General features: G+C 45.3%; 23 protein-coding genes. 15 read left to right on the top strand and 8 right to left on the bottom strand.

The window, feature by feature from the left end; genetic code table 11:
• Positions 1 to 171 precede the first annotated feature (171 nt).
• Complete coding sequence (locus N288_RS07880) at positions 172 to 1,761, bottom strand: two-component system sensor histidine kinase NtrB (protein WP_009794273.1); 1,590 nt, start codon at positions 1,759 to 1,761, stop codon at positions 172 to 174.
• Positions 1,762 to 1,906: 145 nt separating this feature from the next.
• Positions 1,907 to 4,033, bottom strand: coding sequence for an ATP-dependent Clp protease ATP-binding subunit (locus N288_RS07885; protein ID WP_009794274.1), 2,127 nt, complete (start codon positions 4,031 to 4,033; stop codon positions 1,907 to 1,909).
• A 185-nt stretch (positions 4,034 to 4,218) separates the two neighbouring features.
• Between N288_RS07885 and N288_RS07890 the strand changes: the two genes are divergently transcribed.
• A complete protein-coding gene (locus tag N288_RS07890) occupies positions 4,219 to 5,262 on the top strand; it encodes a YkvI family membrane protein (protein WP_009794275.1) in 1,044 nt (347 codons plus the stop codon).
• 41 nt (positions 5,263 to 5,303) lie between these two features.
• Here N288_RS07890 and N288_RS07895 read toward each other — a convergent pair whose 3' ends face one another.
• Positions 5,304 to 5,999: a hypothetical protein gene (locus N288_RS07895; RefSeq protein WP_022543651.1), complete on the bottom strand. Its 696-nt coding sequence runs from the start codon at positions 5,997 to 5,999 to the stop codon at positions 5,304 to 5,306.
• A gap of 85 nt (positions 6,000 to 6,084) precedes the next feature.
• Positions 6,085 to 6,696: a CPBP family intramembrane glutamic endopeptidase gene (locus N288_RS07900; RefSeq protein ID WP_009794277.1), complete on the bottom strand. Its 612-nt coding sequence runs from the start codon at positions 6,694 to 6,696 to the stop codon at positions 6,085 to 6,087.
• A gap of 208 nt (positions 6,697 to 6,904) precedes the next feature.
• On the opposite strand from N288_RS07900, the gene N288_RS07905 reads away from it, so the two are divergent.
• A complete protein-coding gene (locus N288_RS07905) occupies positions 6,905 to 7,573 on the top strand; it encodes an NAD(P)H-binding protein (protein WP_009794278.1) in 669 nt (222 codons plus the stop codon).
• A gap of 64 nt (positions 7,574 to 7,637) precedes the next feature.
• On the opposite strand, the gene N288_RS07910 is transcribed toward N288_RS07905, so the two are convergent.
• Entirely contained in the window at positions 7,638 to 7,826 is a 189-nt protein-coding gene (locus N288_RS07910; protein ID WP_009794279.1) for a YkvS family protein, read from the bottom strand.
• A gap of 220 nt (positions 7,827 to 8,046) precedes the next feature.
• Between N288_RS07910 and N288_RS07915 the strand changes: the two genes are divergently transcribed.
• Positions 8,047 to 8,241, top strand: a complete 195-nt coding sequence (locus tag N288_RS07915; protein ID WP_022543652.1) for a hypothetical protein — start codon at positions 8,047 to 8,049, stop codon at positions 8,239 to 8,241.
• 55 nt (positions 8,242 to 8,296) lie between these two features.
• Positions 8,297 to 9,037, top strand: coding sequence for an SDR family NAD(P)-dependent oxidoreductase (locus N288_RS07920; RefSeq protein ID WP_009794281.1), 741 nt, complete (start codon positions 8,297 to 8,299; stop codon positions 9,035 to 9,037).
• Between the two features lie 203 nt (positions 9,038 to 9,240).
• On the opposite strand, the gene N288_RS07925 is transcribed toward N288_RS07920, so the two are convergent.
• The gene (locus N288_RS07925) at positions 9,241 to 9,621 is read right to left on the bottom strand and encodes a PilZ domain-containing protein (protein WP_009794283.1); all 381 of its coding nucleotides are present in this window, start codon (positions 9,619 to 9,621) and stop codon (positions 9,241 to 9,243) included.
• Positions 9,622 to 9,795: 174 nt separating this feature from the next.
• Between N288_RS07925 and N288_RS07930 the strand changes: the two genes are divergently transcribed.
• From N288_RS07930 to N288_RS07970, 9 genes are all read left to right on the top strand, one after another.
• Entirely contained in the window at positions 9,796 to 10,731 is a 936-nt protein-coding gene (locus N288_RS07930) for an AAA family ATPase (protein ID WP_009794284.1), read from the top strand.
• A gap of 1 nt (position 10,732) precedes the next feature.
• The gene (locus N288_RS07935; protein ID WP_009794285.1) at positions 10,733 to 11,926 is read left to right on the top strand and encodes a DUF58 domain-containing protein; all 1,194 of its coding nucleotides are present in this window, start codon (positions 10,733 to 10,735) and stop codon (positions 11,924 to 11,926) included.
• A complete protein-coding gene (locus tag N288_RS07940) occupies positions 11,927 to 13,213 on the top strand; it encodes a hypothetical protein (protein WP_009794286.1) in 1,287 nt (428 codons plus the stop codon). It begins immediately after the preceding gene.
• 54 nt (positions 13,214 to 13,267) lie between these two features.
• Positions 13,268 to 13,549 (top strand): hypothetical protein, encoded by a 282-nt coding sequence (locus tag N288_RS07945; protein ID WP_009794287.1) that lies wholly within the window; start codon positions 13,268 to 13,270, stop codon positions 13,547 to 13,549.
• Between the two features lie 360 nt (positions 13,550 to 13,909).
• Positions 13,910 to 14,176, top strand: a complete 267-nt coding sequence (locus tag N288_RS07950; protein WP_009794289.1) for a phosphocarrier protein HPr — start codon at positions 13,910 to 13,912, stop codon at positions 14,174 to 14,176.
• Positions 14,176 to 15,891, top strand: a complete 1,716-nt coding sequence (gene ptsP / locus N288_RS07955) for a phosphoenolpyruvate--protein phosphotransferase (RefSeq protein ID WP_009794290.1) — start codon at positions 14,176 to 14,178, stop codon at positions 15,889 to 15,891. Before N288_RS07950 ends, ptsP begins: the two co-directional genes overlap by 1 nt.
• Before the next feature lie 491 nt (positions 15,892 to 16,382).
• Entirely contained in the window at positions 16,383 to 17,165 is a 783-nt protein-coding gene (locus tag N288_RS07960) for an SDR family oxidoreductase (protein WP_009794292.1), read from the top strand.
• 123 nt (positions 17,166 to 17,288) lie between these two features.
• Positions 17,289 to 17,747, top strand: a complete 459-nt coding sequence (locus N288_RS07965; protein ID WP_022543654.1) for a hypothetical protein — start codon at positions 17,289 to 17,291, stop codon at positions 17,745 to 17,747.
• A 182-nt stretch (positions 17,748 to 17,929) separates the two neighbouring features.
• A complete protein-coding gene (locus N288_RS07970; RefSeq protein ID WP_022543655.1) occupies positions 17,930 to 18,808 on the top strand; it encodes an NAD(P)-dependent oxidoreductase in 879 nt (292 codons plus the stop codon).
• 66 nt (positions 18,809 to 18,874) lie between these two features.
• Here the strand turns inward: N288_RS07970 and N288_RS07975 are convergent, their stop codons facing one another.
• Positions 18,875 to 20,029: an aminotransferase A gene (locus N288_RS07975; RefSeq protein WP_009794295.1), complete on the bottom strand. Its 1,155-nt coding sequence runs from the start codon at positions 20,027 to 20,029 to the stop codon at positions 18,875 to 18,877.
• A gap of 240 nt (positions 20,030 to 20,269) precedes the next feature.
• Between N288_RS07975 and N288_RS07980 the strand changes: the two genes are divergently transcribed.
• Together N288_RS07980 and N288_RS07985 are read left to right on the top strand one after the other, a co-directional pair.
• On the top strand, positions 20,270 to 20,803 hold the full coding sequence (locus tag N288_RS07980; RefSeq protein WP_022543656.1) for an RDD family protein: 534 nt from the start codon (positions 20,270 to 20,272) through the stop codon (positions 20,801 to 20,803).
• Between the two features lie 122 nt (positions 20,804 to 20,925).
• A complete protein-coding gene (locus tag N288_RS07985) occupies positions 20,926 to 21,396 on the top strand; it encodes a DinB family protein (protein WP_009794297.1) in 471 nt (156 codons plus the stop codon).
• Between the two features lie 34 nt (positions 21,397 to 21,430).
• Here the strand turns inward: N288_RS07985 and N288_RS24260 are convergent, their stop codons facing one another.
• The gene (locus N288_RS24260; RefSeq protein ID WP_009794298.1) at positions 21,431 to 22,027 is read right to left on the bottom strand and encodes a TetR/AcrR family transcriptional regulator; all 597 of its coding nucleotides are present in this window, start codon (positions 22,025 to 22,027) and stop codon (positions 21,431 to 21,433) included.
• Positions 22,028 to 22,233: the final 206 nt, after the last annotated feature.

Raw genomic sequence — 22,233 nt, forward strand, 5'->3', positions numbered from 1 at the left:
GCAGCTGCGCCGGGATCACAAACCAAGCCTCCCAAAAAGTCAAAGAATTCCTTTCCGTGAGGCACCCAGGAAGCTGGCCATGCCGACGTTGCCACAGGACTTGGCGTTCTTAGTCTGCGTTCCTAAAGGTGATCAAGGCTCTTGCGCTTTTGTCCTGCAGATATTACTATTTTACTGGTTGCTGTCCAGATCTTCTTTAAAAAGGGGGAGATGGATTTCGGCTGTTGTGCCGGAGCCCATCCTGCTTGTAATCGAGAGCCTGCCTTTATGCTGCTGGATAATCTGCTCTGTAATCATCAGACCGAGGCCAGTACCTGATTCCTTTGTGGTAAAAAAAGGTTTTTTGATATTTTGCAAAAGTTCTTCGGGCATTCCGCATCCGCTGTCTTCGATTAAAATTCTTGCTTCACCAGTGCTGGTCTGTCTGCATGAGATCTTTACAACACCGCCCTCCGGCATAGCGTCGATGCTGTTTTGGACAAGATTGATGCATGCCTGCTTCAGCTTGCCGGTGTCGCAAAGGACAGTTCCGCATCCAGGAAGAATATCCTTCAAAAGGTGCACATTTTTATAATGTGCCTCAGATTCAAACAGGAGCGCTGTTTCATTTAGCAGCGGTTCCAGCGGCTGAGGCTTCATGTTTGGTGTGTGCGGTTTGGACAGATATAGAAATTCATTAATAATTCCGTTCATCCGCTCCAGTTCTGAATGGATGATTGAAATATATTGCCTATAGTCATTCTCCTTTTCACCAATCATTTGTATAAATCCTGATATAACGGTTAATGGATTTTTAATTTCATGGGCGACGCTCGCTGCCATTTCACCGGTGACCTTCAGTTTTTCAGAATTCCGCAGATACTCTTCCAGCTTTTTCTTCTCAATAACATCCCTTATGACCATCGATACTGCAAAAATTTTATGCTGAGCATTATAGACAGGGGATACGGTCGCCTCTAGCACGCTCGGCTCATCACTGACACCCGGAAAGGAAAGTTCAGCTCCGGAAATACTGCGGCCAAGAAGCGCCGAATCCAGCATATCCGAGATTTTACCATTTTCATCCGCTATGATGGTTTCAAGGCTGTCCCCAGGCTCTGGAGCTGTGGAGTGAAACAGCAGGGAGAAACTGTTATTCATTCTTAGAATCCTTTTTTCTGCATCTGCAATTACAATGGAATCGCTGGTATTGTCAAAAAAAGCGTCGATATAGGATCTGGTCGATTCCAGGTCTTTCCTTGCAGCCATTTCGCTTCTCTCTGCTTTTTCCCACAGCCTGTTCGCGTGTTTGATCATGAAAAACAGCAGAATGCTTGTGAGCAGGGCAAAAAGGAGGATATAAGGCAGGTCCTCAGGGCCGGACATTTCTGCAATTAAATGTCCATTTGCTGCATTCAGGATGATAAGGGCTGCAGCAGCCAGCGAGGTGGAAATGCCAAGCGCAAGATAACTCTGATAAAAGGCTGATAAAATGATCCCGAACACCAGAAAAATATAATTGACCAGATAAGGAAGCTGCAGGTTCAGGTAAAACAGATAACTGTATATACTGGCCAGGATTACAATCATCATGAAGTGAGGCTTTGGCTTAAGATAATAGAGGCCGGTGAGCAGCAGGCAAAAGCCAAGGCCGACAGGCGGCCACAGCAAATCATAGCGCTGATCGACCAATGTGTAAAAAGCTGTATCGATTATGTAAAACAGCCAGAGCAGCTGTATCAAAAGCAGATTCCGGCTTTCTATCAGGCTTGTTTTGTTCATGCTTAGGGTGCCTTTCGGTTAGTATATTAACCAATTTTATCACAATTTGTCAGATTTTGTTGAGCGACTTTCATGTCTAACAGAAAAAGACATACAGTAAGCCTGTATTAAGCTTCTGTATGCCTTTCGCAATTGATTTGTATCTTTATTTTCCAGTAACCACAATATTTCCATCCAAAAGGTCTGCATGCAGCTGTGTGCATGATGGATCTTCCAGAATAAAGTCCGCAATTTTGTCTTCCAGCTGCTCCTGGATTGCCCTTCTAAGCGGACGGGCTCCAAACGCCGGATGATAGCCAAGCTCGGCCAGTTTTTCAACTGCTTCATCAGTAAAAGTCAGCAGCATATCCTGTTCTTTGAGTGCTGTATTCAGCTCTTCCAGCATCAGCTGCACAATTTTCAGCAGGCTGTCTTTTTCAAGCTGTTTGAACTCTATGATGCTGTCGAATCTGTTCAGGAACTCAGGCTTGAAGAAACTGCCCAGAGAATCAAGAATTCCTGATTCCTTGACAGCTTCGCTGCTGCCGAAACCGACCTTGATTTCCCTGTGTCCTGCACCGGCGTTGCTTGTCATGATGATAACAGAATCCTTAAAGCTGACGGTCCTTCCCTGGCTGTCTGTCAGGCGGCCGTCTTCGAGAATCTGGAGGAACATATGCTGTACGTCAGGGTGGGCTTTTTCTATCTCATCCAGCAGAATGATGCTGTATGGATTCCTCCGCACCTTCTCAGTCAGCTGGCCTGCTTCATCATGGCCGACATATCCCGGAGGGGAACCGATAATTTTTGAAATGCTGTGTTTTTCCATATATTCGCTCATATCAAGCCTGATCATGCTGTCTTTAGAGCCGAAGAGCTCTTCAGCAAGTGTTTTTGTCAGTTCGGTCTTACCAACACCGGTTGGTCCGACAAATAAGAAAGAGCCGATTGGGCGGTTTTTGGATTTTAATCCAGCTCTGCTTCTGCGTACTGCCTTTGCGACCTTTTTAACAGCTTCTTCCTGGCCGATCACTTTTTCGGAAAGGGATTTTTCAAGGTTCTTCATCTTGGATTGTTCATCCTGCTGAATTTTGCCGACCGGAATGCCGGTCTTTCTTTCAATGATCTCCTGGATATGTCCCGCTTCCACTACCGGCCTCTTTGCCGAATCATTGTTCAATGCTATTTCAAGCTTGATTTCCTGTTCACGGAGCTTGGCCGCTTTTTCATAGTCTTCTTTCTTCAGGACTTCTTCTTTGGCAGCTGATATTTCAGCCAGCTTCTGCTCGATTTCTTCCCCTGGTGTATATTCTGCTGTCAGATTGATTTTTGATCCTGCTTCATCCAGCAGATCTATGGCTTTATCCGGAAGAAATCTGTCCTGTATATATCTGCTTGATAGAGTGACGCATGCCGACAGCGCCTCTTCCGAATAGGTGACTTCATGGAAGTCCTCATATTTGGACTGGAGGCCTTTCAGGATTTCTAAGGCTTGTTCCTGTGTTGGCTCCTGAATGTGAACAGGCTGGAAACGCCTTTCAAGCGCAGGGTCTTTTTCAATCTGGCGATATTCTTTTAAAGTTGTCGCACCGATTACCTGAAGTTCGCCGCGGGCAAGAGCAGGCTTCAGGATGTTGCCTGCGTCCATGGAGCCTTCGGCGGATCCTGCTCCGACAAGAAGATGGATTTCATCAATGAACAGGATAATATTTTTCCTTTCCTGCAGCTCTGTGATAAGCTGTTTCATCCGTTCTTCAAACTGTCCGCGAATGCCGGTATTGGCAACAAGCGAAGCGACATCAAGAAGATAAACTTCTTTATTCAGCAGTTTGCGGGGTGCTTTCTTTTCAGATATTTTCAGTGCCAATCCTTCTGCAATGGCAGTTTTCCCGACACCGGGCTCTCCGATCAGTACTGGATTATTTTTATTTCTCCGATTGAGTATTTCAATGACACGGTCAATTTCTTCATCCCTGCCAATGACAGGATCTATTAAGCCTGCATTGGCTGCATTGCTCAAGTTCTTGCCAAACTGTTCGATAAAGCCGTTTGGCTTTTTGCCTGGCTGCTGTTTCATTCCCTTGCCGGCACTAGCTTCACCGGCGCCCATTTGTTTGAACAAGTCTTCCATGCCGGAAGCCTCGAAGGGATTCTGGTAACCGAAGGAAGCGTTCATTTTTTGCTTTTCGGTCTGATAGCAGCTGCTGCAGAGATGTGTTTCTATTTTATTTCCATTTATATTAAACCTTAATTGGATGGTTGCCTGGTTTTGTTGACATTTTTCACAGTTCATCAATCAATGCCTCCTATATGTTGACTTTGACTATCTTTGACTAACTTTGATTTTATTATACTTTGACCTTATTTGACTTTCAAGCAATAAGACTTGGAAATTTAAGCCAAAGGAATGAATAGTTTTGAAAAGCTCGTCTTTGTTGGAAAAGCCGGTCATATACATGAAGGGGAGGAGGCGGTTTCGTGAAAAATTGGACTGGAGCCTTGCAGATTGCTGCTGTCTATGTTGGTACAGTAGTCGGGGCGGGTTTTGCAACAGGCAAGGAGATAGTAGAGTTTTTTACCCGGTTCGGGTTTATCGGGCTGATCGGAATTCTGATGAGCGGATATATATTTATTATGCTGGGAACAAAGCTGATGAGGATCTCAGCACGGATACATGCAAAGTCCTACCAGGAGCTGAATGATTATCTGTTCGGCAGATATTTCGGAAAAGTGATCAATGTGCTGACATTAATTATGCTCCTTGGCGTATGTGCTGTCATGCTGTCAGGCGCAGGAGCTGTATTTCAGGAGCAGCTTGGATTGTCCAAGCTCTCAGGGGTGCTTGCAACAATCATATTATCGGTGGTTGTAATGATTCTCGGCATTAAAGGGCTGTTTGCTGTGAATTTGTTTGTAGTGCCTATGATGATTGCCTTCAGTTTTATCTTAATGTTCATTTCTATAAAGCTCCCGGGCTTTAAGGAGCAGATGCTGTTCATTCCGTTTGCGGAGGATGGGTGGAAAGCTGTAGCCGCGCCATTTTCCTATACCGCGCTCAATCTGGCCCTGGCACAGGCGGTGCTGGTGCCTGTTGCAGCTGAAATAAAAGATGACCGGACCATCAGGATGGGAGGGTATATCGGAGGGGCGGCATTGACCATCATCCTTTTATCAAGCCATCTGACTCTTGTAATGCTCCCTAACCTGGAAGTATATGAAATACCAATGGCAGTCATCATGAAAAATCTTGCATCCGGTTTTTACGGCCTGTTTGTACTGGTCATTTATGGAGAAATTTTTACCTCAATAATAGGAAATATTTTCGGGCTGGAGAGGCAGATAAGGCAGTATATTTCAATCCCGGCGATCTGGTCGGTCGGGGGAATTTATCTAATTACCTGTTTAATCAGCATGATAGAATACAGTACTCTGCTTTCCTATCTTTATCCGATATTCGGATATGTCAGCATTCTATTTATTGTCCTGCTCTGGATAAAACCTGCAGAAGAAAAAGAAGCATGAAAAAAAACAGGCCGATGAGGTGTTTCATCGGCCTGTTTTCCTTATTTCTCTGCTGAAATGGTTTTTGCCATTTGAATAAATGCATCAGTGTGATCAGCATCATTTTTTGTGTAGATGCTCAGCTTTAAGGGCTGTCCACCGTTTTTAATCAGGTATACCGCTGCTTTATCTTCTTCTGAAGCTGCTTCGTAAATGATTGCATCCTGCAGGAATTCATCATCAGAAGCCTCCGCAGATTGCACCTCACTGCTTACCGCTGTCAGCTGGGATTTTGCGTTCTCTTCAGCCATTTCCCAATCTGTATCTTCCGGCAGCAGCTCAATCCTCATGAATACTTGATCATTATCTGTCAGATAGAGTACATCTTTATTAGGCTCTTCAGCTGTCAGTTCGTATGAAGGAAGGACATACATAGAATAATTCTGGTTGTCGCTTTTTTCAAGGACTGCAGTTTCTTCCATCGTTTCTCCATTCACCTGGTATGACAGGGATTTTTCCTGCTCCATTTCAGAGCTGCCTGTCTCCTCGTTTTCTTCTCCTTCAGACTGATCATCCGTCTGCTCTATGTCTTCACCATTTGAATTGTCACCGGTTTCCTGGGTGCCGTCTGTTGTGCCCGCTGTTTCTTCTGTATTGGTTCCATTGTCTTCACTTCCTGTGTCCTCTGTAGTCCCGCACCCGGCAAGTGCAAGTGAAAGGATCCCTGTAGCCAGCAATAGTTTTTGAAGTGTGTTCATTTTGGCATTCCTCCTGTATGTCATGCAGTTTTATAATAGAGTAGACGATGTTATCTGCAGAAAGTTACAAATTTTGCTGATTTCATCAGTTGAATGGCAAGATAATAAAAATTAATAGATCGAATATGAGATGAGAGACAATGACCAGGGGCAGGCTTTTCTTCCAGGCATACAGATATCCCCAGAACAGCCCGGCTGCAAATGCTGCAAGGGCAAGGACCGGATAGCCGGAATAGAAATGGACGGAGGCGTAAAGCAAAGCAGCTGATATCACTGCCCATCCTGGTTTTATGTAGCTTTGCAGGCGTTTTTGGACAAAACCCCGCCAAAAAATTTCTTCGCCCGGAATGATGACAAGGATCAGGACGATATATTGCCAGATTACTTCCGGGGAAAGCCGGCTGTACAATCTCCCGATTTGGCTTGCGAATGGCAGGTTCAAAATCTCTATCAGAAAATGGCCTGTCCAGAATAATCCATAGAGGAGTACCCCGGAAACTGCTCCAAAGAAAAGGTAAGACCGGAAAGAAGCCTCATCCTCCACTTCTTCTGCCATAATTGAATAGCTGATCAGAAACAGCATGGAAGCGGTGAATATATACCAAAATACTGCCCTGTCCTGAAAAGTGAAAAACAGTAACAAATGGGCAATCATGATCCCCAGGATCAGTTTTATATCAATTGAGCCAATTTTCATTCATGATCTCCTTTCAGCCAGGTGGAAAATATAAATGCGGGTTTACGGTGCAATGCTTCTTGTGCTGTATAATCAGTAAGTAAGCTGTTGGCTCGTACAATTTATTGGTGTTCTAACAAACCAATCACTATTTTATCAAAAAATGAAAGTACTCTGCTACTACTTTTGTTCATACAACTGTTTTTAACAGCATACAGGAGGGAAAAAGATGCGAAAAGCACTAATTTTAGGAGCTACCGGCTTGACAGGGGGCCATCTTTTGGAGCTGCTCCTGGGCAGCGGCCAGTACTCAGAAATAAAAGTGATCAGCAGACGCCCGCTCAGCATAGAACATCCTAAACTGACGGTATACATTGGGGGCTTCAGCAGGCTGGAGGAGATGGGGGATGCCTTCAAGGCTGACGATATATTCTGCTGTATTGGCACAACGATTAAGAAGGCGGGAAGCAAAGACGCTTTTCGGGCAACCGATTTAGAGTATCCCTTAAAGGCGGCACATCTTGCACAAGAAGCAGGTGCAGCCAGATTCCTGATTATATCGTCAATGGGGGCAGACCCGGATTCTAAGTTTTTTTATAATAAGGTAAAAGGACAGATGGAAGAACAGCTTAAGACACTGAATGCTTTCAGCCTCCACATTTTCCGGCCGTCCCTTCTTGTCGGCGATAGGGCGGAGTTCAGGCTGGGGGAAAAGGCCGGCGAGGTTTTCTTAAGGGCGGCAGGGCCGTTTATGAAGGGAAAGCTTCAAAAGTATAAATCCATCAAGGCATTAGATGTGGCAAAAGGGATGGCAGCGGCCGCAATCCGTGATAAGGAAGCCCGCAAGGCTGCAATGATATATGAATCGGATGAAATAGCCCGCCTTGCAGGCAAATAAAAAAACTCCGCCTGGCAGCGGAGTTTTTTTTACTTTATATTATAGCAGCGCTTACATTTTACGATTAGAATACCGATTCTTTAATGACTTTATAGTTTTTATGGTTAACAACAGTCCTTTGCTCTAACTCAAGATCACGATAGTCATCCATGTATGTAAGATCGACAATCACCGAATTTTCGTTCACTTTTTCAACTATGCCCTTCAAGCCTTCCCTGAATTCAATCACGTTTCCGACTTCTGCTTTCTTCATACATCCTCTCCCTCTCCCGTGTTTGTTTCTTCTCTAAAAGCTTATTAACATTTTGCACTACTTTTTGAATTTCGTAAAGAATTTTGAACATTTTTAACTGAAACTTCCATTTTTCGGATTGAAACATAAGGGTATTGCATAACTGTGTTCTGCAAGTATTTCCGTGGAAATTCTTATAGTAATTTGGTATACAGTAAGTATGTGAAAAGGAGGTATTGGCTTGGAACAAAACTTGGTGAATGAATTGCTAGATAAGCTCAAAGACGGTGAACTTGCGGAGTACTATGTAAAAAAGGAAGACTTCCTTGAGTTTCGCAGGGTGCTTGTCAGCCGCCCGGACTTTAAGCATTTCCGCGGCATTGGCCAGCGAGGCGGAGATGTATTGTATCAATATCTATCTGAGCCCCGCAGCTGAAGGCTCAATATATATCTGAAGGCTCAATATATATAGGAAGGGAGTCGATGGAGCAATGAAGTTTAAAGACAGGACAGTGTTCATAACCGGTGGTGCAAATGGGATTGGCAAGGGCATTGCCAAGTCATTTGCTGAAGAAGGTGCAAAGGTAGTTATTGCAGATATAGCCGAAAAGGAAGGGGCTGAGCTTCAGGAGAAGCTGGTATCCGAAGGCAGGGAAGCCTTTTTTGTGTATACAGATGTGAGAGATGAAAGAAGCATTATAACTGCCATGGAAAAGGCAGCCGCTCAGTTTGGAACTATAGACATCCTTATCAATAATGCCGGGATTTCAAAGTTTATTTCATTTACGGAGATGACATTGGATGAATGGGATGAGATCCTCCAGACTAATTTGCGGAGCGTTTTCCTCTGCAGCAGGGAAGCAGTGAAGCTGATGAAAAGTGGAGGCTCAATCGTAAATATGGCTTCGACCCGGGCGTCCATGTCTGAGCCTGACACAGAGGCTTATTCTGCATCCAAGGGAGGGATCACGAGCATTACCCACGCTTTGGCAAGAACCTTGGCAGGCAAGGGAATCAGGGTTAATTCCATCAGCCCGGGCTGGATTGAAACAAAGCATTATGATGAATTGCGGGAAAAGGACCATAAGCAGCATCTTTCAGGAAGAGTAGGTAAACCGTCTGATATAGCGCGCTGCTGCCTCTACCTTTGTGATCCGGAAAACGATTTTGTAACGGGCGAAAACATCGTGGTCGATGGGGGAATGACCAGGAAAATGATGTACGAGGAATAGCAGGATTCCTTCTAGTTTTTCCGCAGCAGCAGGATGCTGAAAATGAAAATAGTCCCAACGAAAATCAGGCAGCTTAAGAGATGGGAAAACATATGAAGCCTCCTCAAGTGGTTTATTCCATCATATAGGTGATTCATAATGTTTCCGTTGCATGAACGTAAAGTTCCAGTAAAAAAAACTCCAGCAGAATGCGCTGGAGTTTTTTATCTTGATTTGTAAGAGCCGGCAGCCTTTCTGGCATACTCTTTAAGCTGCTGGATAATCTCAAGGCTTTTTTCGCTGCCTTCTGCAGATACGAAGCCATAGGTGCTGCTATTCCATTCGTGCTTTTGCCATACCGGCTCACCGGTCATGGTGATAAGAGAATCGTTAATGATGAAAGACATTTCCATCATCAGCTTTTTTTCTCTTACCGGAAGGTCCATGGAAGCCTTGAAACGCAGGCCGTTCGGGCTCAAATCCATTATCTCCGCTGTGCCTGGCCTTGCCTCAACCGGTTTATCGTCAATTTTTATAATCCTGAAGGACCCATGGAGCGGCTTAGGGAATTGAAACCGGAACGGCTCATCCCGTTTATATCTCATATGATCACCTTCATATATTTGTTTGTTAATTCTTGTAAGTTTATTGAATCACCAGACCGCCTTTTTTGCAACCATTTTCTCTGCTGAGTCTATTTCTTCCAATCACTTGCTATGCTTGTATAATTTCATGTTATATTTAAAAAGACAAAATATTAGAATAATAGAGGTGTGCAAATGCTTGATCAAATAGAAAAACTGAAAAGAGAAATAGGAAAGGTGATTGTCGGCCGGGATAAAGAAGCAGAGTTGCTGGTGATTTCGCTCATCTTCAATGGCCATGTGCTTCTTGAAAGTGTGCCTGGAACAGGCAAGACACTCATGGCAAAAACATTCGCTGAAACATTTGGAGGAAAGTTCTCGCGGATTCAATTTACACCGGACGTACTTCCGAGTGATATTACAGGAATCCAATTTTTCAATCCGAAAAACCATGAATTTGAGTTCCGCCCAGGACCCATCCTTGCCAATATTGTACTTGCTGATGAAATAAACAGGGCTACCCCGCGGACACAGTCAAGCCTGCTTGAGGCCATGGAGGAACGCCAGGTAACGATTGACGGACATACATTCAGGGCGGAAGAACCCTTTATGGTCATTGCGACGCAGAATCCGGCAGAGTCGCAGCAAGGGACCTTTCCGCTGCCGGCAGCACAGCTTGACCGCTTTTTCATGAGGGTTAAACTGGGCTATCCCAGCCTTGAAGAAGAAAGGATGATAATAAAGGGAAAAAGGAGGCAGTCAGCTGCCGTAAAACAGGCTGTAAGCCGGCAGGAACTCGCTTTATTGAGGGAGGCAGCAGCACAGATACATATATCGGAAGAGCTTGAAGGTTATCTGCTCGAAATTGTCAGGAAGACGAGGGAAACCCCTGCCATCGAACTTGGGGTCAGCCCAAGGGGGTCGCTTGCCCTGCTGAGGGCTGCAATCGGTGCTGCACTGATAAAAGGCAGAAAATATGCCGTCCCGGAGGATATCAAGGAAATGGCTCCATATGTGCTGGCACATAGAATCTATCTTACCGCCGAAGCATCCCTTACAAGCACAGAGGAAGAAGTGATCAAAAAAGTTATTGATTCCGTTGAAGTCCCTGTTGAAGCAGGTGCCCGCTAGAATGGAGTGGAAAAAGTATACGGTCGAAAACAGGTCCTTGCAGATTATGTCTGCACTTGCCCTGCTGCTGGTTTTGCTTAGCCTTTATCTGACCTCGGCAATTTTGTTCCTGATGTCCAGTTTGTTTTTTTGTGTCCTCCTTGCCAATAATTATTATTTGAAGAAAATGGGGGAAGGAGTCGAATTTGAAAATAAAGCTGTCAGGAAACGGATGTTTATTGAAGAGCATCATGAATGGGAGCTGGATTTTGTAAATAACGGACTTCCCATTTTGAATGCACGGCTCTACGTCTATTTCGATGATATTGTAATCCCCTTGAAAGGGGTTCAGCAGCCGAGATTTTCAAAGTACGAGCTATCCATCCCATTCACTCTTCCAAGAAAAGGGGAATATTCAGTCCGGATTCCATTTTCAGCCGGCAGGAGGGGGCTTGCGAAAATCCGCAGCATGGAGCTTCGGATTCCCCATTTCTTCGGTTTTGGCGAGACAGTGCTGGAATACAGGACAATGATGGCTCAGGAAGCGCTCATCTATCCGAAAAGGCTGCCTGTAGAAAACAAAGAACAGTTTGTATCAGCAAAACCAGGAAATGAGGCTGCCAGGCATACACTATTTCAGGATGTTTTGTCTCCTGCCGGCACGAGGAATTACGTGCCCACCGACAGCTTCAATCAAATTCATTGGAAAGCAACGGCAAGGAGCCGGAGCATCCAGACCAAGGTATATGAAAATGTTTCTGAAAAAGGCCTGCTGCTTTCTTTGAATCTTTCCGAAGGATACTCCATTACTCCGAGGCTTGAGGAGCTTCTGAGCTGTTCGGCCGAGCTTGCATACACAGCTGTAAAAGAAGGGATTCCCTTTGCGGTTTGCATGAATATCCGGACAGCAGGACCCGTCCCTTTTCAATATATTCCCGCCGGGACCGGAAAGGCGCATCTCCAGAAGGTGCTGGAAAGCTTTGCGGTTGCAGGCTATCATTCTGTCCTGTATCCATATGACAAGATGGCTGCCCATTATACAAGGCATTTTGCCCTGCAGCCTTATATTATCCATGGAGGCTTAAAGCCGCAGGCTGGAGATAAGTATTTTAAAGAATTGGAACAGAAAGGTTTTACAGTGCTCGAAATGCAGCTGCTGGAGCAAAAAGCCTGGATAAAGCCGTTTCCGAAACCCATTCATAAAGAGGTGATTTAATTGCCCGGAATCACATGGCATCCCTATATGACGCTCATTTCGGAGGCTGCTCTTGCAAGCATGCTGCTCTGCCCAGTGTTTATGCCCTCAGGCGACATGCTGCCGGTGTTATATTCGTTTTCTCTCCTGGCATCATCAGCCGTGCTGTATTTCTTCCTGCTGAATGCCGGCGGCAGCAGAGGGAGCCTGCTGTTTTTTGCCGCTGTACTGCCTTTTATATTCATTGCTGGAACCCTTCTGGGCTTCTCCTGGTTCGCACTGCTATGTTTCGGGGTACTTGTATTCTGGAGGACAGAAGCTGCCTATAAAGACCCTGAAGGAAGTTCTGACAGCAATCTCTTCCTGCTGGTTTTCGCGGGGGGCTTTGCCGTTATCCTGGCGGCTGTTTTCCTGGATCGCACATGGATTGGCAAGTTGGTTTGGATGGTCGTCCTGCAGGAAGCCTTTATTATTGTAGCAGGATTTTTTTCAAGATTGGCTGCCTCCGGAACTTCCCGAAAAAACAAAGGGCTTCTGATTCGTGATTTTGTACTTGCCATGCTGGGGGTTTTTGCAATTGGAGCGGCGGCTGTTGCTGCTATTCCCGCTGTCACCGGGCTGTTCTTTTCTATGATGAGGGGCGTTGCTTATCTTTTTGGCGCAGCTGCATCCCCATTTTTCCAATGGGCCGAAAAACGCGACTGGAGCGTTTCTTTAAATGAAGAGCCTGAAAGCCAGGATCAGCAGCTGGGTGAGAGCAGGGAACAGCCTTTAATGGAAGAACAGGGCCAGGGATTTGAAATGGTGCTGGCAGCAGCTGCTGCAGCCAGTCTTATTTTTATCATGTACTATCTATATAAAAAAAGAAAGAAAACTTCCGGAAATGCGATGCAGGATAAAGAGAAATCATATATCACTGTCGAGCGGGAGCCTGGCAGTAATGGAGGCATGGACCGCGGAAAAAAACGGACAGAGGCGCCTTTAGACCCTGTCAGGAGGGAGATATACCAGCTCGAATCATACAGTGATAAACTGCAGCTCGGCAGAAGGCAGTCCGAAAGCTTTCCGGAGTGGATGAACAGGATCGGCCTGCATGTTGACCCCATTACCAGCAGCATATATGAAAAAGTAAGATACGGAGAAAAGCTGGCTGATGCCGCTGAAGCTGCTGCTTTTCTAAAAGAGATTGCCTTATTGAAAAAAGATCTGAAGCGGATCCATTTGCATCTTGTTAAGGAAGGGGAACTATCTTCAGCGAGGTTTCTTGGCATTTTCCAAAAAAAGCAGCTGAAAGGACGTAAATCCTAACATCTAAAGAAGCCTCCGGCATATAAATCTAAAAAGCACGGAGGAGGCGGCGGAATGGAATTAACAAAACAAGAACGTCTGAACAGGATCGTGGATCTTGCAGATTCAATACTGGAGCAGCTGGTCGAAGACCGGACTGAATTCAGGGCGAAGGATTTGAAGCAGGCAGCCGAACTGCTTGCAAGATGCGTAAAAGAAATCGCTAAGCTGCAGTCCCATGGGACAGGGAACACCCTATATGAATATGAGGCTGCCATTAATAAGCTGAGAGTAAGTTATAATATCCTCTTTTTGGGTAAAGAAAAGAAAACAATGGCAAATGAAAGCGTTTCATAAAAAAAATACCTGCAAATCCTTAAAAAATAAGGCATTAACGTTGTCTAAGACGGGAGGAAATGCTATTCTTTTTTTTGAGATGTTGGTTGTCTGATGACTTGAAAAAAAGGCGACTAAACTATACTTAATTTCATACATGAATAAACCATAGATGGAAAAAATACTATTGCGTAGATAAATAACTGCAATATGTACTGGCGCTTTTGGCCTGTTCCATTTAGAACGGGATGCGGCTTTTATGGGCGTTTCCGGCAACTGCTTAGTCGTTTTGGCATAAATCGGTTAGATTAAGTTAGTAGGCAACAAACTCATATACATCTTGCTATAATTATTAATTAATTCTAAAGGAGACTGATCTCAATGGTTGAAAAACAATTCAAAGTAACGGCTGAAACTGGAATCCATGCTCGTCCAGCTACATTATTGGTTCAAACTGCAAGCAAATTCGATTCTGATGTGCATTTAGAATATAAAGAAAAAAAGGTTAACCTAAAGTCAATCATGGGTGTTATGTCTCTTGGTGTCGGCCAGGGCGCTGATATTAAAATCATTGCTGAAGGAAACGACGAAGCTGAGGCTGTAAAAGCACTTGAAGACACTCTAACAAAAGAAGGACTTGCTGAATAATGAGCTTTCTACAGGGAATTGCAGCTTCAAGCGGCATTGCGATTGCTAAAGCATACCGTTTGGTAGAACCTGATCTGTCTTTCAGCAAAAAGACGGTTGAGGATGCAGACAATGAAGTCGGCCGCTTTCAGCAGGCTTTGGCCACTTCCAAATCAGAGCTTGAGGCCATCAGGGAGAAAGCGGAAAAAGACCTGGGCGCAGATAAAGCGGCCATCTTTGATGCACATCTCCTGGTACTCAGCGATCCGGAATTAATATCACCCATCGAAGACAAGATCAAGACAGAAAAAGTGAATGCTGAACAGGCATTGAAGGAAACAGCTGATATGTTCGTCAGCATGTTCGAACAAATGGACAATGAGTATATGAAGGAACGCGCAGCAGACATCCGCGATGTCACCAAGCGTGTGCTTTCCCATTTGCTTGGAGTCCAGGTCGTCAACCCTAGCATGATTGCCGAAGAAGTGATCATCATTGCAGAAGACTTGACGCCATCTGATACTGCGCAGTTGAACAGGCAGTTTGTTAAAGGGTTTACAACTGATATCGGCGGAAGGACGTCCCATTCAGCCATCATGGCCCGTTCAATGGAAATACCTGCGGTTGTCGGCACTAAGACAGCTACAGAGGAAATCCAGAATGGCGATATGGTGATTGTTGATGGTCTTACCGGCCAGGTTCATGTAAATCCTACACCTGAGGCGATTGAAAGCTACAAAGAGCAAAACGCTGCCTTTGAAGCTCAGAAAGCTGAATGGGCAAAGCTTGTCAACGAAAAGACGGTTTCTGCCGACGGACATCATGTAGAACTGGCAGCCAATATCGGAACGCCTAAGGACCTTAAAGGAGTCATCAATAATGGCGGTGAGGCTGTAGGCCTCTACCGTACAGAATTCCTTTATATGGGCAGGGACCAGCTTCCGACAGAGGAAGAGCAGTTTGAAGCCTATAAAGCTGTCCTTGAAGGGATGGAAGGAAAGCCTGTTGTTGTCCGTACACTGGATATCGGCGGGGATAAAGAGCTTCCTTACCTGAACCTGCCGAAGGAAATGAATCCTTTCCTAGGCTTCCGTGCGATCCGCCTTTGCCTCGAAGAACAGGATATCTTCCGTACGCAGCTGAGAGCCTTGCTTAGAGCGAGCTCTTACGGCAATCTGAAGATCATGTTCCCAATGATCGCCACTCTGGATGAATTCCGCCAGGGGAAAGCAATCCTTGAAGAGGAAAAGCAAAAGCTTTCATCTGAAGGCGTGAAAACAGCTGACAAGATTGAGCTTGGCATCATGGTCGAAATTCCATCGACTGCGGTCCTTGCCGATCAGTTTGCCAAAGAGGTTGATTTCTTCAGCATCGGCACGAACGATCTGATTCAGTATACAATGGCAGCTGACAGGATGAATGAAAGGGTATCTTATTTATACCAGCCATATAATCCGGCTATTCTGCGCCTTGTAAAAATGGTGATCGATGCAGCTCATAAAGAAGGCAAATGGGCTGGCATGTGCGGTGAGATGGCAGGGGACGAGACTGCCATTCCGCTTCTGCTCGGCCTCGGTTTGGACGAGTTCTCCATGAGTGCCACTTCCATACTGAAAGCACGCTCGCAAATTCTTCGCCTGTCAACGGAAGAAATGAAAGAGCTTGCCGAAAAGGCGCTTCAGATGGGGACTGCAGAGGAAGTAGTGGCAGCTGTTAAGCAGGCCACACAAAAATAAAAACTTTTTTAAAAAAAGGTTTTAACGGGATAATCACGGGGTATATGCAGAGTAAGCACTTAAGCAAGATGTAAGTAAGCTGATCATTCTCATTTTCCCCCCTTACTGACCGACTGGCAATGCCAGTCGGTATTTTTTTGTCCATAAACCTCCGCCATAGGAGGAGAAAGCATTCAGACCAGAGGATGAGAAAAATCCATCCTCTTGATTGTTACTCATCCGTTTCCAGGTTTTTATAATTAAAACATAAGAAACGGAAGGATGCTGATAAAAATGATTAGCATGATCATCAGCTTTTTTATTCAGGATAGATATCGCCAATTGAAAGAAAAACAGAGGAATGAACTGTATATTTCACAAAGCCCCTTTTTAAGCAGGGTCCTCCATTGAGCCGGACAGAGTGCCGGCAGGATGCCTGATGCACAATCTGTGTAATTTGCCTGTATATTCTGTATAATATTGCTATAACTACATGTACAGGAGGCTGACTAATGGAATTGAACCTAAAAGGAAAAACAGCGCTTGTCGCTGCTTCCAGCCAGGGGCTGGGAAAGGCAATCGCAAAGGCGCTTCTGCAAGAAGGCGCGAATGTTATGCTGGCAAGCAGGGATGAGGGAAAGCTGAAGGAAGTTAAGTCAGAGCTTGAGAATCTGGGCGGTGAGGTAGAGTTCATACGTGCAGACGTCACTTCTGAAAACGATATAAAGAATATGGTGAAAGCTGCAGCTGAACGTTTTGGAGGAATCGATATCCTGGTTAATAATGCAGGAGGCCCTCCTTCCGGCTCTTTTGAAACTCTTTCAGATGAAGAATGGTTCCAATCTTTCGAACTGAACCTGCTCTCATATGTGCGAAATATAAGGGAAGCACTGCCGTACTTGAAGAAAAACGGCGGGAAAATCATCAATATTGCCTCTTCCTCCATTAAAGAGCCGATTCCTGGCCTTGTGCTTTCCAATACATTCAGGACAGGGATAGTCGGGCTTTCCAAGACTTTGGCACAGGAATTTGCTCCATACGGCATCCTTGTGAATACACTGGCTCCGGGGAGAATTGACACGGACAGGGTGAAGCATCTGGATCAGGTGAATGGGGAAAAAGCGGGTGTCTCACCTGAGGAGATGAAGGAGAAATCAGAAAAATCCATCCCGCTCAATCGCTATGGGACTCCTGAAGAGTTTGCAAAAGTTGCCGTTTTTCTGGCTTCGGATGCAAATAGCTATATGACAGGAAGTTCGTTTCTTGTGGATGGGGGCATGGTTAAATCAATCTAAAGAAAAAGCCGGGAGAGAATCCCGGCTTTTTGATTGGTCTGAAATGACGGAATTTCCCTTTTTTAAAAATTAGCGTTTAAGACAGCAGACTATAGGAAATGGTAATGGCAAGGAGGTGTGTTTATGAAACTATTGATGCCGCTCCTCTTCCTATTGTCTGCGGCCATCTTGCCAGGCTGCATGCCTGCAGACGACAAGGCGATTGTAAACAAGCATGCAGAAGCTTATTTGACGAACCAGAATGAGCTTCAGTTCCGCTTTAAGCTTAACAGCCAGATCTTAAGCGGGGAAGAGCTGTTCAAGGTAAAGGTATTAATACATAACCAAAAGCTTGCAAAGGCGCTCGGTACAAAAGAAATCATTTACGGCGCAGAATCTGTTTATGATGGAGAGTATATGGAAGCTGAAGAAAATGGCGAAGAGAAAATGGTTTATATGGAACCAATCCCTCTTAAGCAAGATTTGCTCTCCTCGGATATTGAAAGGATGGTCTCCATGGATCAGGCTGTATCGGTCGAAGTGTATAATGATCAAAAAGTCATTGCGGAAGCATATCTGACTAACTTTTCAACACAATTTTAGGGTTTGCGGTCCCATATAGCGGGTAAAGAGCTTTACGCGCATAAAATTGGGGATAGGCCGGGCAGGAATTGCCCGGTCTTTTGTCATTTAACAGAACAGAATGTGTCAGGGCTTCTGCAAAGCTGATTTTATGCCAATATGCTACAATCTAAATGCAGATATAAGCAGAGAGGGGAATGAAAATGGTGTCACCTGAAAAAACAGCCATCGGCTTCATTGGTACAGGGGTTATGGGGAATAGCATGGCTAAGAACCTGATTGCGGCAGGCTATTCACTGGCTGTGTATACGAGAACAAAGTCCAAGGCGGAAGAGCTTTTGGAACTGGGCGCCCAATGGGCAGAATCCCCCCGGAAGATAGCCGAAACGTCTGATATCATCATTACAATGGTCGGCTACCCGAAGGATGTGGAAGAGATTTTTCTTGGGGAAGAAGGCTTGATTGCTCATGGGAAAAAACATACATATTTGATTGATATGACAACATCTACTCCGACTTTAGCCAAAGAAATCTTTGAAAGAGCCCGTCAGAAGGGGCTGAGAGCCATTGATGCACCTGTCTCAGGCGGCGATATCGGCGCGCGGGAAGGCAGGCTGTCCATCATGGCAGGCGGGGAAAAGGATGACTTTGACACTTTGCTTCCTTTGCTGGAGGTGCTTGGAAGCAATATTGTCCACCAGGGACCGGCTGGAGCGGGCCAGCATACGAAGATGTGCAATCAAATTGCCATTGCATCCAATATGATCGGTGTCAGTGAAGCGATTGTCTATGCAGAAAAGGCAGGGCTTGATCCAGAGACAGTGCTGAAAAGCATTTCTGCAGGGGCAGCCGGCAGCTGGTCGTTGTCCAATCTGGCACCAAGAATGATTGCAGGGAACTTCGAGCCGGGATTTTACATAAAGCATTTTCTGAAAGATATTTATATCGCCCTGGAAGAAGCAAGGAAAATGGGCATGGATACTCCCGGACTTGCTCTCTCGGAATCGCTCTACAGGGAGCTTGCTGAAAAAGGGGAAGAAGACAGCGGAACACAGGCCCTGTACAAGCATTGGAACAAATAAAGAAACTTAAGGCCAGGATGGTGCAGCAAGGAACCCGCAGTCTAAGGACTGCGGGTTTCTCCAATTCTACCTGTCCAGCCTGCCAAGATAGGCTTCAAGCCTATCCAGCCCTTCTTTAAGCGTATCCTTCGAATAGGCAAAGGAAAGGCGGAAATAACCTTCTCCTAACTCCGAAAAAGAGCTTCCGGGAACGAAAGCGACTCCTGCCTCGTTTACAAGCTTCAGGCAAAAATCAAAAGAAGTAATATTCTTCTCCGGAATTTTGACGAAAATGTAGAAGGCGCCGTCGGGTTTGACAACGTCCAGCCCCATGTTTACCAGGCGGCCGTACACATAATCCCTTCTTGACAGATACTCTTCCCTCATCGGAACAGCATCATCGATTCCCTCTGTCAGAGCCTCCAGGGCGGCCATCTGGGAGATGGAAGAAGCACAGGTAACATTATACTGGTGGACCTTGAGGATATGCTTTGCTATGGCTTCCGGCGCAAACAGCAGGCCGATTCTCCAGCCTGTCATGGAGTGGGATTTAGAGAGTCCGTTAATGACGATCGTCTGCTCCCGAAGCAGGGAGGAAATCGATGTATGAGGCCTGCCATAGTTCAGCTCGCTGTATATTTCGTCGGCCAGTATAAAAATGTCCCTGCCTTTTACAAGGTCCGCTATTTCTGCCAATTCTTCATCGGTGAGGCTGACGCCGGTCGGATTGGAGGGGTAAGGCAAAACAATGCAGCGGGTCTTCGGGCTGAGATGCCTGCGGATAACTTCTGCAGTAAACCGGAACCGGCTGTCCCTTATATCGGCGTGTACCGGCACGGCACCGCACAGTCTTATAATCGGCTCGTACCCAGGATAGACCGGCCCGGGGAGGATCACTTCGGCTCCTTCCTCAAGAATGGTTCGGAACGCAATGTCGATCGCTTCGCTGGCGCCAGTTGTCACAATCACTTCATTTTCAGCATTATAATCCATCTTGTATTTTTGCCGGACAAAAGAGGCAGCCGCTTCTCTCAGCCTAATATCACCGGCATTATGGGTGTAGGATGTAAAGCCGCTGTCAATCGCTTTTATTGCAGCATCCCTGACATGAAGAGGGGTAGGGAAATCAGGCTGTCCAATGGTGAGGGAAATCATGTCCTTCGTCCCTGCAACCATATTAAAGAATCTCCTGATGCCTGATATTTCAATTTGCTGCACGTTTTTATTGATCAAATGTTCCAAAATATGTACCTCCTACAGAAAGTGCTGGAGAGAAGATGATGCCCAGCTGTGGTATTCAATAGCAATATTTTATCAGATTTAATGAATTGTAACCATGCAGGCTGTTTCAGATATTTAGCTTCGGGGTAAAAGGTGGTGGTTCGATATTCCAATTATGGCTTATTTAAGGAAAAAACAGCTATTGAATATCGGCAGGGAAACCTTTAACATGAAATTGATAATGGTAAGGGAGGTATTTTGGTGGAGGCAGCATTTGAAAAACAGAATTATTCAGAACCAAAGGAGTATGGGGGTTTTTGGCTCAGATTCGGGGCCTACCTGATTGACGGCATCATAGTGGGAATTCCAATCGGCATTATAACAACGATCATCTTTGTCGTCTTTCTCGGCACCTCAGATTCAGTCATGTCCTCATTCACTGACCCGGCCTATATGGAATCCGGAGAGATGACAGAGGCAGAGACTATAGACTTTATCAGCCGCTACTTCGGGGCGCTGCTGCTGACATTACTGATCGGCACTGTAATCGCGGTAGCATATTTTGCAGGAATGCACGCATCTAAATGGCAGGCGACTTTAGGGAAGAAGCTTGTCGGCCTGAAAGTAACAGACCTTCAAGGGAACAGAATTACTTTCTGGAGAGCGCTTGGCAGATATATGGCACAAGCCTTTTTATCGCAAATTTTGCTGATTGGCTATATTTTGGCAGCTTTTACGGAAAGAAAGCAGGCTCTGCATGATATGATTGCCGGCACGGTTGTTGTAAGAAATTGAGAATGATAATGCTGGGGAAAAGGTGGCGCAAGCAATTGCGGCTGCCTTTTTTTTTTTAGGGAAAAAGGATTTTATGAGTAAGCTGATGAATGTATTAACTAGTAAGAGGAGGTGCATCTCAGGTGAAGAAACAAGATTTGATAGAACATAATGAAAGTATTTCAGAATGGGTTCTTTCTCTGGAAGAAGCGGGTGATGAGGCATGGCTTGCACCGACAGCCGAGGGTAAATGGCCGCCGGCTGCTATTGTCAGCCATATGCTGTTCTGGGATCAATATTCCTTAACTGAAAGGTTTCCGTACTTTGCAGAAGGGGCTAAGCTTCCCGGCTTTCCTGATTTTCAAAAGATCAATGATGAAGCAGAGGCTTACGCCCTGAGCGGGACCGCCAAAGAGGAGATTCTCCGCCGGTTTGCCGAAACGAGGGCCAGAATCATTCAAATGCTTGCAGGCCTGGAAGAAAGCGACCTGGATAAGGAATTCTTCATTGGCGGCAATAAACTTTCGGCAAGAGAATATTTCATTGATTTTGCTGAACATGATCTGCACCATAAAGAGCAGGTGGAGCAGTTCTTGAATGCCCGAAGCAGCTGAGCCTCCCAATAGCCAAAGGAGATCAGCCCCTTCGCTAATGGTGTGAGCTCTTCAATCTGAAAAGATAAAGCCCAGCCATGCCGGCCATCAGTTCTTCCAGTGATTCCTGCTCATAATGATGGACCCAATGAAAAAGGGTTCCGAAGAAAGAGTTGACAATCATCTGCGCAAAGGGCTCCGCATCTATGGAGCTGGAAAACTCGTTGGATTCCTGGCCTTCCTTAATCATGCTGGCCAGGAACTCCTTGAAAAATCCGGTCATTTTGAGCTCAGAATGCTGAAAGTCTTTCTGAACCGTCATTATATGAAAAATAGATAGCAGCAGATTCGGGCCATATTCTTCATTGACGGCTGCCATTTTGCTGAAGAGCGCCATAAACGCCGCCTCGATGCTTGTACAGGATTCGTATTCCGATTTAAAATCCTTCAGCACAGCTATTTGATGTGATCCAATTGCGTGCAGCGCCGCTTCTTTGGATGTGAAATAATTAAAGAATGTCCCCTTGGCAACCCCTGCATGATTGCTGATTTGCTGAACGGTCGTATTTTGAAATCCCTGCTTTTTGAATAATTCGATCGCACTGTCAAATAAAAGCTGTTTTGTCTGTTCTTTTTGTTCCTTCCTCCTCATCGTTCCCCACCTTTAAATTAATTCCTGTCATTATACCATATTCGTCCTGAATAATTATTGAAAAACTTAAATTAATATGAGTTGCGTTTCCTTGTAAATTAATTGTAAAAAGAAAGGTATTTTGTACTAAGAGATTGAATATATGATGGGTGGAGAGAGGGGGATAAAAGAGAAAGAGGCTCTGCAGCCTGTTTACCGGCAAGTCA

The sequence above is a fragment of the Bacillus infantis NRRL B-14911 genome, assembly GCF_000473245.1.
Taxonomy (GTDB): Bacteria; Bacillota; Bacilli; order Bacillales; family Cytobacillaceae; genus Bacillus_AB; species Bacillus_AB infantis.

Coding starts and splice junctions, on each gene's coding strand:
- N288_RS07950 (WP_009794289.1), top strand. CDS start 13,910: ATGGTTGAAAAACAATTCAAAGTAACGGCTGAAACTGGAATCCATGCT.
- N288_RS07880 (WP_009794273.1), bottom strand. CDS start 1,761: ATGAACAAAACAAGCCTGATAGAAAGCCGGAATCTGCTTTTGATACAG.
- N288_RS07925 (WP_009794283.1), bottom strand. CDS start 9,621: ATGAGATATAAACGGGATGAGCCGTTCCGGTTTCAATTCCCTAAGCCG.
- N288_RS07960 (WP_009794292.1), top strand. CDS start 16,383: ATGGAATTGAACCTAAAAGGAAAAACAGCGCTTGTCGCTGCTTCCAGC.
- N288_RS07895 (WP_022543651.1), bottom strand. CDS start 5,999: ATGAACACACTTCAAAAACTATTGCTGGCTACAGGGATCCTTTCACTT.
- N288_RS07935 (WP_009794285.1), top strand. CDS start 10,733: ATGGAGTGGAAAAAGTATACGGTCGAAAACAGGTCCTTGCAGATTATG.
- N288_RS07965 (WP_022543654.1), top strand. CDS start 17,289: ATGAAACTATTGATGCCGCTCCTCTTCCTATTGTCTGCGGCCATCTTG.
- N288_RS07930 (WP_009794284.1), top strand. CDS start 9,796: ATGCTTGATCAAATAGAAAAACTGAAAAGAGAAATAGGAAAGGTGATT.
- ptsP (WP_009794290.1), top strand. CDS start 14,176: ATGAGCTTTCTACAGGGAATTGCAGCTTCAAGCGGCATTGCGATTGCT.
- N288_RS24260 (WP_009794298.1), bottom strand. CDS start 22,027: ATGAGGAGGAAGGAACAAAAAGAACAGACAAAACAGCTTTTATTTGAC.
- N288_RS07970 (WP_022543655.1), top strand. CDS start 17,930: ATGGTGTCACCTGAAAAAACAGCCATCGGCTTCATTGGTACAGGGGTT.
- N288_RS07905 (WP_009794278.1), top strand. CDS start 6,905: ATGCGAAAAGCACTAATTTTAGGAGCTACCGGCTTGACAGGGGGCCAT.
- N288_RS07910 (WP_009794279.1), bottom strand. CDS start 7,826: ATGAAGAAAGCAGAAGTCGGAAACGTGATTGAATTCAGGGAAGGCTTG.
- N288_RS07900 (WP_009794277.1), bottom strand. CDS start 6,696: ATGAAAATTGGCTCAATTGATATAAAACTGATCCTGGGGATCATGATT.
- N288_RS07945 (WP_009794287.1), top strand. CDS start 13,268: ATGGAATTAACAAAACAAGAACGTCTGAACAGGATCGTGGATCTTGCA.
- N288_RS07920 (WP_009794281.1), top strand. CDS start 8,297: ATGAAGTTTAAAGACAGGACAGTGTTCATAACCGGTGGTGCAAATGGG.
- N288_RS07885 (WP_009794274.1), bottom strand. CDS start 4,033: ATGAACTGTGAAAAATGTCAACAAAACCAGGCAACCATCCAATTAAGG.